Raw genomic sequence first — 12,682 nt, 5'->3', positions numbered from 1 at the left:
CAAGCCGTACAAGGGCCTGTTCAACCCGTCGGCCCGGCTCGGCCAGGTGTCCCGCACCGACACCGCCGACACGCTCGCCGCGAGTACGGGCGTCAACCGCACCCCCACCGAGAGCGGCACCCTGCACCGGGTGGTCGCCGACGTCACCTATCTGGTCACGGTCCGGGCCGGCTCCCGCACCCTGCTCAACGGGGTCGGCGAACCCGGCACCGTCGACCCCGTCACCTTCGCGGTCGACGTCCCGGACGGCCTCCAGTTCCTCATGACACAGGGTCAACTCACCCGCGACGCACGGTGGATGGGCTCGGTGACCGGGCTCACGCCGACCCCCGCCCCGGCCACGGCGCCGCTGCCGGCGTCGTACACCCGCAACCGCGAACTCGGCCTCGGCGGTGTCCTCTCGGTCATCGAGTACGACCGGCCCGTCGCCGCCCCCGTGCCCGCCACCGGTCCGGTCCCGATGGGAGCGGTCGGCCCGCGGGAGCGGCGTGGCCAGGTCCGGCGTGAGCTGATGGAGCTGGTGGAGGCCGAGGCACCCGGAGTGTTCACCCCGGGGCACCCAGGCCACCAGGCCGGTGTGCACGGCCGGATCGCGCAGCTCACCTCGACCGCCGGACTGCGCTCACTGCCCGGACGCGGCCCGGACGGCACCCCGCGCCGGGCCACCACCCGTTTCCACTTCCGCCACCACGTCTTCGGCGGCGAGCGGCTGGTCGAGGTCACCCTCACGGCGGTGCCCCGCCGCACCCAGAACCTGGCCGGTGTCCTGGGCTCCTCGACCCCCGGCTCGGGCCTCGAACAGTGGCAGTCGCACACGGCGGCCGGCCGCACCACCACCCGCGCCTCGGTCCGGCAGCGACAGCTCCCGGTCACGCTGACCACCCGCTATCCCCGCCCGAACCAGGGCCCGGACCCCACGAAGACCGACCGGGCGGCGCCCGTGTTCACCCCGCAGTCGGCCACCAGCCGGTCCGCCCGACGGGCGACCACCGCCGACAACCGGTTCTGGCTGCGCACCGACAACGGCGCCGACTTCGACGGCCTCCAGTACGACTACGTCCTGTCCGTCCGCTCCGCGCTGGTCGCCGACTGGCCGCCCAACGTCCTCGGCGGCCTCGTCCAGAACGGCGTCATCGCCTGGGCCGAGGCGGGCGGCGACGTACGCCGGTGGATGAACGAACTGCTGGCCCGGGGCACCCCGCGCACCCGCAGCGTCCCGGTCCGGCTGACGCTGCGGTTCACCGGCACCGAGACCAACGCCCTCACCCAGGCCGCCACGGTGACCGCCCCGTCCGTCGTCTCCGGCGCCGATCCGCGCAACACCGTGCTGCCGGGCCCGCCCCCCGTCCCGTATCTCGCCGACGCGCAGATGTTCCACCCGGTGGGGCCGACCCCGGCGTTCTCCTTCGACGGCTGGGCGCATCTGGAGACGGCGCTGAACGACGTGGCCCCGCGCGGCGGTCGCGGCTGGCACGCGCAGATCACCTCCGTCTCGGTGGAGGGCCAGGCGGTCCGGCTCGGCCAGCTCGTCCAGGCCGGGCGGGTCACCCTCGACCGTCCCCGGCTGGGCGCCGGCCTCACCCGCAAGCTGCCCGGCACCACGCCCTTCGAGGGGGCACCGGGCCAGGCCCCGTCGATCGCGGTGACGCTCTACAACCCGCGCCGCTCCACCCACGGCGACGACGTCACCCTCGACCAACTCCACAACACCGCCGAGACGGTGAGCACCGCCGCCGGCGCCGACCACTCCCTCGCCACCGGGTTCACCGAACTCCTCAGCGGCGACGACGAGAACCACCAGATCGGCGGGCTGAGCATCCCTCTCGCCCAGCGGCAGACCCAGCCCTCCACCTTCGGCGGCACCACCACCGGCAGCCGCCGCGACTGGCTCAAGTCCGGCAGCACCTCCGCGCCCGCCAACGGGGCCCGAGGCACCCGCAGTTACGCCATCGACACCGACGCCCACCTGCTCGTCGAGGGACCGGCGGGCACCCGCCACGTCACCGGCACCGTCACCCTCCGCGTCGAGGAACGCGACCTCCTCGGCCACGGTCTCATCACCCCGGCCGAAGCCCCGCCGGACATCCACGACCTGCCCGCGCTGGTCCCCGACTGGACCACCGCCGCCCCCCACACCCTGCCCGAACGCCTCAACTCCGCGATCCCCGCGGGCAGTCACGGCGTCCAGGTCTGGGTGGCCCTCGGCGCCGACCCGCAGGGCATCCGCCTCGGCCAGGCCCTCTACACGGCCTCCCGCACCGCCGTGCTCGGCAACCGGCCGCTGGAACTGATGACCCGTGACCAACAGGGCATCCGCCGCTGGGAGTTCACCCCCGAAGGCGCCCTCGTCACCGCCGACCCCGCCCTCACCACGGCGTGGACCGCCTTCCACGCCCAGGCGGAGCTGCTGCACTCCGCCACCGACACCCTCACCGACACCCCGCAGGCGCTGAACCGCCTCACCGCCGCCCTCCAGCAGGCCAACCGCGCGCACACCACCGCCGTGGACGGGCACCGCAAGGCGCGGCAAGCGGTCACCGACGCGGTCGACGCCCACGACCGCGCGCGGACCGACGCCGCCGACTCCGCCCGTGCCGTGCGGAATGCCGAGGCACTGGTGGCACGGCTCAAGCGGGACGTGGCGAACGCCCGGGAGGCCGTCACCACCCTGCCCCGGGCGATCGCGCAGCACGAACGGGACGAGACCACGGCCCGCGGCGATCTCCGGTCGGCCCTGGCCCGGCTCACCAGTGCCGAACACACCGTGCGCACCGAACGCGCCGCCGCAGCCCAACAGGCCGCGCGCAACGGGCAGTCGAGCACCACTCCCGTACCGGTACCCGCCCCGCCGGCTCCCGGCACCCCGCGTTCCGACGACCCCGCAGCCGATGTCGCCGACGACCCCCGGGTGCGGGCGGAGGTCTCCGCGATCACCGCCGCCCGGGATGCCATCGAGCAGGCCACCGAACGGCTCGACGCCGACGGGGAGGCGCTGCGACGGGCGGAGCACATCGTCGACGTAGGACCGGCCCGTATCGCCCACGAGGAGGCGAACCTCAGGAAGGCCGTCGACAAGGAGCGGCAGGACGCGGAGACCGAGGACCTCCGGGACAAGGACGTCCAGGGTGCCAGGCGCCGCGAGACCCTCGCCCAGGGCCGGGTGACCGCGGCCCGGACCGAGGTCGACCGCCGCAACGCGCAGATCGCCACCGCCGTCACCGCCCAACTCCAGGCCGCCGCCGACCAGATGGCCGCCACCGCCGCACTGCCGGGCCTGTCCACCGCCGTCCACGACAGCGCCCCCACACCCGAACAGTCCCTGCGGACCACCTTCGCCACCACCCCGCCCCGCTGGCCCGACCCCGAGGGCCGCCCCACCCCCCTCCCGGCCGGCGGCCAGACCCACACCCCGGCGCCGGCCACCACCGGCGCCAAGACCGCCAAGACCAAGAAGCCGGCCACCAGCAAGGGCAAGGCCACCAGCAAGGCCACGGACAAGGGCAAGGCCACCGACAAGGGCAAGGCCACGAGCAAGCCCCCGACCACAGCCACCACCGCCCCACCCCCCGTCATCACCCCGCCGTCCCCGTACGTCACCCCCACCGGCACCGCCGTCCCCACCCCCGGCGACGGCAACTGCCTTCTCTACGCCGTCATCGGCAGCGCGCCGCACCTGGTCCGCAGCCGCCTGCAACAAGCCGGCCAGACCCTCGACCCGGGCACCGCCGCCTGGCTCGCGCGACCCAACGACGTACGACAGACCCTCACGACCCTGACGACGCAACCGCAGACCGCCGACCAGGGATCAGGCCATCTGCGGGCCGCACGGCGGGAGTTGCAGAACCTGGTGCTCGCCCGGCTGACGGCGGCCCGCGCCGGCGGCCGGCCGCTCCCGCCACAGGTGCTCGGCCAACTCCGGGGCGTCCTCGCCGACCCCTTCACCTCGGCGGTGGAGGACATGACCGCCGACGAGATCGACAACGCACTGACCCAGTACGGCATCCAGGGCATGACCCATGCCGAGGACCTCGACCCCGTCGACCTCCAGACCCGCTATCTCCAAGCCGTCTCGCTGCCGGGCGCCCCGCCCCCGCCGGCCGGCGCCGCACCGAGCAACCGGCGGATGTTCGCCTATCTGCGAGCGGTGAACGCGCTGCCCACGCTCGCCACCATGACCCCCGACGAGCGCCGTTCGCTGCTGATCGCCGGTTACCACCGCAGCACCGCCGCACTCACCGACGACGAGCAGAACATGCTCGAACGCGCGGTGAGCCGCTGGTCGGACGCGTGGGCGCACCCGATCGGCGACACCTTCCTGCCGCTGCTCGCCGACACCCTCGGCGCCCCGATCCACGTCTTCCAGCCGATGCCCGCCACCACGCAGGGCATCGTGCTGCGCTACGGCCCGACCACCAACACCCCTGCGCTGGAGGTCCATTACACGGGCCTGAACCACTACAGCGCTTCCGACACGGGCGCCGCTCCTACGAACATCACGCCGTCGAGCGCGCCCCGGGGGCCCGAGGACGCTCCCAGCGTCCAACAACCCGGCCGGTTCCGTCCCGCGCCGACCCGTGACACGAACGACGACCGTCCCGCGCCTCGCGTCACCAGCCCTGCGTCGAAGGAGAGTTGGTACGGGCTGCGTCCCCACGCCCGCCCCGCAGTCCACGCCACCGAGCGCTTCGACCCGCACGCCGACCAGTCCAACCCGCCCCGCCCAGGCGTCCTCAGCGGCGCCACCACCCTCATCCGCACGCACATCCGCCGTATCCAGGCCCCCAACGGCCAGTGGATCCGCGACTACACCCTCAACCTCCCGGTCACCGCCACCGACCCGGCCCTGACCCGGCAGCTGAACGACCGCATCACCGGCTTGCTGGATACGCACCTCAACTCCGGCCTGGCACTGCCCACTTCAGGAGATCAGGTCCACATCACCCTCAACCTGATCGACGACCCCGCCCACCCCGAGGCGATCACTCTCACCGACACAGCCGATCCCACCCGCGCCGATCAACTCCACCTCGACGCGGGCCACTCCGACGCCGACCTCCTCCACGAGGTCCTGCACTACCTCGGCCTGCCGGACGAGCAGCGCGACAACGACTTCCTGCTGCGCAACCACCCCCACAGCACCACAGTGCGCACCACCGGCGTGATGGCGACCACCGACACGCCCGTCCACATCCCGCACCGCTACCTCGCGACCATCGAGAACGTCACCGCCGCAGGCCCCCAACTCCACGACCACACAAGCCAAAACACCACCACCACCCCCACCCTCGACCCCGACACCACCCCCATCCCCGCCGAAGACACCCCCACCTGGCCCACCTCCAACGCCCCGGTCGCGGCGCCCTCCTCGGCGTACGTCCTCGGGTACGGGTCCCAACAGGACGGCAACGTGGGCCTGGTGCTCCTCGAACCGCTGGCGGCCGTGGTCGTGGACGGGCTGCACCAGCAGGTGATGACGGCGCTCGGGCTGGCGGACGCGCCGGACACGCATCCGGTGCGGGAGCAGTTGCGGACGGTGGCGAGCGCCGAGGAGCTGGTGGTCAACCTGCCGTATCTGCGCGGCAGTCTGGGCTTCCGGATCACGGTGCGGGTGGACGGCCGGGACCGGACGGTGGACCTGCGGCTGCGGCTCTCGCGGCCGGTGGCGGCGGCCCGGTACGGGCAGGCCGAGGGTGCCGTACGGGATGTGCGGGTGGAGCGGCGGGGGATCGGTGCCCAGGAGACGGTGTCGTCGGAGGCGTCCGGCAACATCCGTACCCTGATGCTGCCGTGGACCGGGTTGTTCCCGGTGACCAGGGCGATCCCGGTGCGCGGGGTCGACGCGGCGCTGACGCTCGCGCTGACCCTGAACCAGCTCTCGTCGAGCGCCTCGGTGACGACGGTGGTGCAGTCGACGACGGCACAGCGCAGCAACGAGCCCTCGGAGCCGTACGACTTCACCGCCGAGTGGGACGTACGGATCGACACCCCGGCGCTGGCCGCGCCCGTCACCTGGGGCGTGCCGCGCTCGCACGGGCCGGTGACCATCTGGTTCCCGCAGCATCTGGCGCGGGACGAGGAAGGGGAGTTGCCCGAGGCGGCGGATCTGGACGTCCTTCCGGTGTGGGGCGTCGACACGGTCGCGGAGCCGGGGCGGCTGCTCGCGGAGGCGTTGGAGCACTACGGGGCGCGGCTGGCGGCGCTGGACGAGGACTCCCGGGCGGAGCTGGAGACCTTCCTGTCGGAGCCGTTGCTGCGGGGCACCCTGCCGATGCAGCGGGACGGGGGAGTGTTCTCGCCGGTGCTGCTCGACGGGTCGGGGCGCGCGGTCGGCATGTTCCAGTTGCTCACCGAGGTGGAGGTCGGGGAGCCGCTGCGACGGAGCGTCCCGGGGAAGATCAATCTGGAGAGCCATCTGACGCAGGTGGTGAAGATCGAGGCGCAGTCGAGGTTCAGCAGTGGTGTGTCCCTGTCCGGGAGTCTCGGTCCGGCGCTCACCGGTGACCATGCCGAGGGGCACCCGGACGCCTCCCGGCGGGTCGGCGGCGGAGTGCTGGGGCGGGTCTCGGCCCAGGCGGGGACGAACGACGCGCTGACCCAGAGCGGCAGCGCCGCCCTGATGCACGCGGTGCGCACCAACCGGAGTCATCTGCTGGCGCCCGCCGCGGTACGGCACACGCTGGTGCTGCATCTGCCGGGCGGTGGGCGGCTGCCGTTCGCGCCCGGTGCCTGGCCGCGCGGGATGCATCTGCGGCTGCTCACCGCCGAGGACGCCCAGGGGCATGCCCCGACGCCGGAGGAACTGCGGCGGCTCCCCGTGGAGTTGGAGCATCTGCGGGCGATCGGCACCACGGCGACACCGTTGGGCGTGGCCGGCGCCGAGCCCCTCTTCGTGCACGCCGAGAACTGGCTGCGCCGCGAGGGCTTCCTGCCCGGCGACACCACCGCGCGCAACCGGGTGCTGCCCGACGAGGCGCTGGTGCAGGCCCAGTTGAACAATCTGCGCCGGTTCGAGCAGGCCCGGTCGCAGATCGGGCAGCGGGCCGCGACGGACGCCATGCTGGACGGCGGCCATCCGCTCTTCCTGGAGATCCCGACGGTGGGCGGCACCCGCCGGGTTCGGTTGGTGCTCAGCGCGGTGCGCGGAACGGGCGCCGGCACGCACACCCGGGTGTTGCCCGATGTGCAGGGCATGGGTTTCGCGTCGCTGTCGACGGCCGCGGGCGACCAGAACGGGTCGCGGTACGGGGCGTCGTACGGCGTCGGTGGCTCGTTCGGGGTGCCGGTACGGGGCGGTGCGTGGACCCTCGGCGGCACCGGCGACCATGTGCGCTCCCACCAGGTTCAGCACGACAACAACGTCCAACTGTCGGTCGGCCACGACCAGTTCTTCATCGGCAGCGGGGACGGACAGCGCAGCGAGGTGTTCGAGGTGCCGGCCGACCTGGCGCTCGACCTGTACGAGGGGCCGGGGCAGGAGCCGCGGGTACGGTTCGCGCACGAGACGGTGGTCGAGCCGTACCTCCCGCACGGCGCCCCGCCGGCCGGTCCGCAGCCCCCGCCGCCGGACCGGGTGCCGGGGACGCTGCGGCTGTCGGTGCCGACGCACCGTACGCTGCCCGCCGCCGCGCCCGCCCCGGTGGCGCCCGCCGCGCACACGGTACGCGCCGCCGACGACGCCGACCGCGCCCTGCTCGACCTGACCGACGCGGACGGCGGCCCGCTGCCGGAGTCGGTACCGCTGCCGGACGACTCGATGATGGAGGTGTTCCGGGCGTCGGCCGCGCTCGACGAGGCGTTCACGGCGGTACTCGGCAACACCTATCCGGGGCATCCGGCGCGCGGACTTCTGGACGGGGTGCGGGACGCGGTCGCGGAGCGCACCCCGGCGCCGGTGGCACGCGTCGGGCGGGCCATGGGCGAGTCGCTGGCCGGTGCCGCCGCAACCGACCCGACCACGGTGGCGGCGGAGATGCTGGCCGCCGCCCGCAGCCCCGCGGCCCTGCTGGCCCGCGGCCACCAGGTGTTCAAGGGCGCGTATGTGATCGAGGGGCTCACCCTGCCGGGGCTCGCCGCCGACGAGGTGCTCTCCGTGGAGATCCGGGGAGCCCTGCGCCGGCCGCGGGCGGCGGGCGATGTCTCGCAGTACTTCGAAACGGGGCTCAGTGCCGCCGACGGCGCCGGGCAGCAGCGCGGGGCGTCCCGCACCACCCAGTGGGCGGGCGGCTTCACCGCGGTCCGCAACGCCGCGTCGGCACCGACACCGAGCGCCGACCAGGCCGCGGGCAACGACGGCGACCCCGGCGACACCGGCACGATCCACACCCGCGCCACCAACGCGGCACAGGAGCAGAGCGGCGCCACGACGGGAACCGCGCCCCGGCATCCGAGCCTCAACCCCTCGGCCCGCTACACCCGTACCGCCCGGCAGGACCAGGCACGGGCCCTCGCCTCCTCGACGGCGGTCAACCGCACCGCCACCGAGAGCGGCGCACAGCACCGCATCGCGGCCGACGCGCTCCTGCTGGTGACGTTCCGGCGCGGCCGCCGCAACGCCGTCGGCAACGCGTTCGGCCAGGGCGAGGGCCGTGCCGTGACGGTGGCGGTGGAACTGCCGGACGCCGTACGGTTCCTGGCCACCCCTGCACAACTCCGGCGCTACGCCGCCTGGTTCACACCGGTGGCCGGGCTCACGGTGCCCGCAGCGACACCCGGGACCGTGTCGCTGCCGCGCCGGTTCGTCGCCTCCCGCGAGGTGGGCCTCGGCAGCGTCCGGGCGATGGACGAGTTCACCGACGCCACGCGCACCGTGCGACGCCCCGACGTACTACGGCAGCGCCTCCTCACCCTGATCGAGAGCGAGGCCCCCGGCACGACCCGCCCCGGGCACTCGTCGTACCTCTCGGGCGTGGACACCCGGATCGCGGACCTCACCGCCACGGCGGGGCTGCGCACCCTGGCCGGCCGCGGCCCCGGCCGCGTCCAGCGCTTCCGGTTCCGGCATGTCGGCTACGGCGGCGCCCGCCTCGTCGAGGTCACGCTGGCCGCCGAGCCCGACGCCGACGACCACGCGCTACGACAGCTGCGCGGCCACCCGGCGGCAGCGGGTTCCGGCATCGAGCAGTACCACGGCCACACCCCGTCCTCGGTGACCGACAAGACCGCCCGCACCGTCCGGCACGCGGGGTTCGTCCAGCTCCAGTCCCGGTTCCCGAGGCCCACCGGCGGCCCGCGCACCGACCGGGCGGGCGTGCTGCTCAGCGCCGACACCGTGCGCGGCAACTCGGCGCGGGTCACCCGGACTTCCGAGGACCGGCACTGGCTGCGCACCGACAACGTCGCCGACTTCGACGGCGTCCGGTACCGGCTCGTCGCCACCGTGCGGTCCACCCCGACCGCCGACTGGCTGATGGACCTGCCGGGCAGTGTGCTCCAGCACGGCGTGCTCAGCCTGACCGACGCGGACACCTCGCTCGCCGCCCGGATCAGCCACCTCTTCCTCGGCCGGCCGACCCGGACCGCCACCGTGCACGCCACCGCCGCGCTGCGCTTCACCGGCAGCGAGACCGCCGAACCCGCCCCGCCCGAGGCGCAGTTGGCGGCCGGCCTGGCCGCGCGCAGGCCCACGCCGAACGGGCGCCGGTTCACGCCGGGCGGACCCGCACCCGTCTTCGGCTTCGACGCGGGACCCGAACTCGCCGCCGCGCTCGCGCAGGTGGCCCCCGACCTCACCCACTCCTGGCGGTCGCTGGCCGCCTCCGGCTCCGCCGACGCCACCGCCGTACGCATCGGCGAACTCGTCCAGGCCGGCACGATCTCCCTGGACCACCCGCGCGGTCCCGCCGGCCTGACCACCACGATGCCGGGCGCCTACCCGTTCCAGGGCCGCCCGGACACCCCGCCCCGGCTCACCGTCGAGCTGTTCCGGCCGCGCCCGGTGACCGACACCGGCGATGTGACGGTGGACCGGGTGCGGCTCACCACGGTCAGCGCGGGCTCCGCCTCGCACGCGGGCCTCACCGGGAGCCTCTCGGCGCAGGGCGGCTTCAGCGCCCACGACTCCAACCGCCAACTGCTCGGCTTCACCCTGCCGGTACTGGCCCGCCCGGCACAGGACCCCGGGACGGGCGGCGCCGTCGTCGGCACCAGCCGCGAGTGGCTCAAGCACGGCAACACCAGCGCCCCCGCCGGTTCGCGCGGCACCCGCAGCCACGAGATCCTCGCCGACGCGCTGCTCACCGTGCACGGTCCGGACGGCGTCCGGTACGTCTCCGGCACGGTGCGGATACGGCCCCTGGAACGCGACCTCCTCGGCCACGGCGTCACCGCCGCCCACACCGACCCCGGGGTGTACGACGGCGCCTCCCTGGCCCGCGAGACCGCCGACGCGCAAGCACTGGGCGACCGGGCCCCGGAGGTGCTCCGCGACTGGCGCACCGTACCGCTGCGCGACCTGCCGACCCTGCTGGCGGAGGGCATCGGGCCCGCCCCGGCCGGGACCGACGACATGATCCAGCTCTGGCTGGCGGTTGACGGCAGCCCCGTCCAGACGGCCCGCGCCCTTTACGCGGCGTCGGGCACCGCCGCCCTGCTGGGCCGCCCCGTCGAACTCGCCCTGCGGGACGGCGAGGGCGTGCGGTTCCGGCGGTTCGACGCGACCGGCGATCCGCAGGGCGCGACCGACAACGGTTGGACGGCCGTACGGGATCAGATGCGCACCCTGGAGACGGCCGGGCAGGCGGAGGACGCGGCGCGCACGCTGGAGGCCCAGCTCCAGGGTCGACTGCCGGCTGCCGAGCAGGTGTTGGACCACGCCCGGCAGCCGGTGACCCTGGCGGAACGGGAGTTGACCAACGCCCGTATCGCCGCCGACACCGCGGCCGGCCAACTCCTCGCCGCCGAGCGGGCCGTGGAGACCGCCGCGCTCGTCGACCAGGAACGGAGGGACCGGGTAAGGGACTTGACCGCCGATCTCCGGGACCAGAACGATCGGGTGACGGACGCCACGCTGACGGCGGGGGAGCGTCACGAGGCGGTCCGCACGGCGGAGGAGAACCTGGCGACGGCGGAGCGGGCCGTACGGGAGGCCGCCGAGTCGGCCGCGCGGGACGGGAGTTCACGCCCCGGTGCGAGCGGTGCGGCCTCGGACGGGTCCCGGCACGAGTCGCAGCGGACACGGGCGCTCGCCGCGCTCGAAAGGGCGCAGAGGGCGGCAGCGAGGGCCGACCGCGCCGTCGAGACCGCCCAGCACGCCGCCGAGGACATCACCCGCCGGCTGGGCCTGGCCAGTGGCGCGGCCCGCACCGCCGCCGACATCCTGACCCGGGCCCAGAACACGGCCACCACGGCGGCCACGACGGACGGCATGGCCCGGGCGACCCTCACCACGGCCACCGCACACCACGACCGGACGGTCGCCGCGCGCGATGCCGCGCAGGAGGCGCTCGACGCCCTCGGACTTCAGATCACCGACGCCCTCACCGAACAGGCCAGGCAAGCCTCCCGGCAGCGCAACGCACAGCAGGACCTCGGCGACGCGGTCACCGTCCTGGAGACCCGACGAGCAGCGGCGGGCGAGGGCACGGCCCCCCTGACGACCGGCTCCCTGGCCGCCGCCCCCGCCACCTGGCCCCGTCGCGCTCCCCGCCCGACACCGGCCCGCGGCGAGGCGGGACCGGCAGCGGCTCCGGCGGTCGAGCCTGTGATCCCGCCGACGGACGACCCGCGGGAGGAACCTGAGGACGAGCCCCAAGTGCCGCCCCAGGAAACGGAGTTCCGGCCGGGCGGCTCAGGAAGTGCTCGCCACCGGCCGGGCGGCCCGCATGGCGTGGGTGCGGACGGCGAGGGCGAGGACGAGTCGGAGGACGACGAGGACGCCGATGATGCGAGCGGCCGGCGTGGTGATGGCTTTGGAGTCGTCCGGCATCGGCCGGGAGGCGGGCACGGTGTGGACGCGGACGGTGAGAGCGAAGAGGAGTCGGAGGACGGTGAGGACGCCGATGATGCGAGCGGCCGGCGTGGTGATGGCTTTGGAGTCGTCCGGCATCGGCCGGGAGGTCGGCGCGGTGTGGATGCGGACGGTGAGAGCGAAGAGGAGTCGGAGGACGATGAGGACGCCGACGGCGCGAACGGCCGGCGCGGTCACGGCTCCGGGATCGCCCGTCACCGCGCCGTAGTGTCGCGCGCGGACCGCCCCGAGACCTTCGCCCGTTCACTGGCCGGGCTGCTCGCCGGCTCCGATACCGCCCCCGCGTGGACCGGGAGCCCCGACCCGCATGCCGCGCTGCTCGCCTGGGCCCAGGCGGACGTGGCGGCTCACGGCGCCCCCGACGACGCGGCGCTCCCGGCCCCGGACACGGCGGTGTCGACCGCCGTACTGGAACAAATCGGCGCCCTCACCGAGGAGTTGCGCGCCCAGGCCATCCTCCAGAGCGGCACGGTGACCGTCGCGGAGGCAGGACTGGACGACTCCGCCCGCCTCGCACTCGTGCTGACCCGCCCCGACACCCCCTCCTACGTGGCCACCCTGGCGGCACTGGTCGTACGGGACACCGGCCGACCGGTCCGGGTGCTCAGCCCGGGCAACCGGACCCACCGTTTCGGTCCGGACGACGGCGACCCGCTGACCCTCTACTTCGACGGCAACCGGTTCTCGGCCAACCCGCCCGCCCCGGACGACGACTGA

At 74.5% G+C, this 12,682-nt stretch carries 1 protein-coding gene (only partly in view); it reads left to right on the top strand.

Translation table 11 applies throughout. The annotated features are described in order from the left end of the window. A protein-coding gene (locus tag AB0M63_RS08740; protein WP_366018888.1) for a hypothetical protein crosses the window boundary here: on the top strand, positions 1-12,682 show its 3' end. The gene continues 15,179 nt to the left of window position 1, outside the view; only the last 12,682 of its 27,861 coding nucleotides appear in the window; the start codon falls outside the window, past its left edge; it ends in the stop codon at positions 12,680-12,682.

The sequence above is a fragment of the Streptomyces sp. NPDC051576 genome (assembly GCF_040681835.1).
Taxonomy (GTDB): Bacteria; Actinomycetota; Actinomycetes; order Streptomycetales; family Streptomycetaceae; genus Streptomyces.
This window is presented reverse-complemented; position numbering and strand designations above follow the sequence as displayed.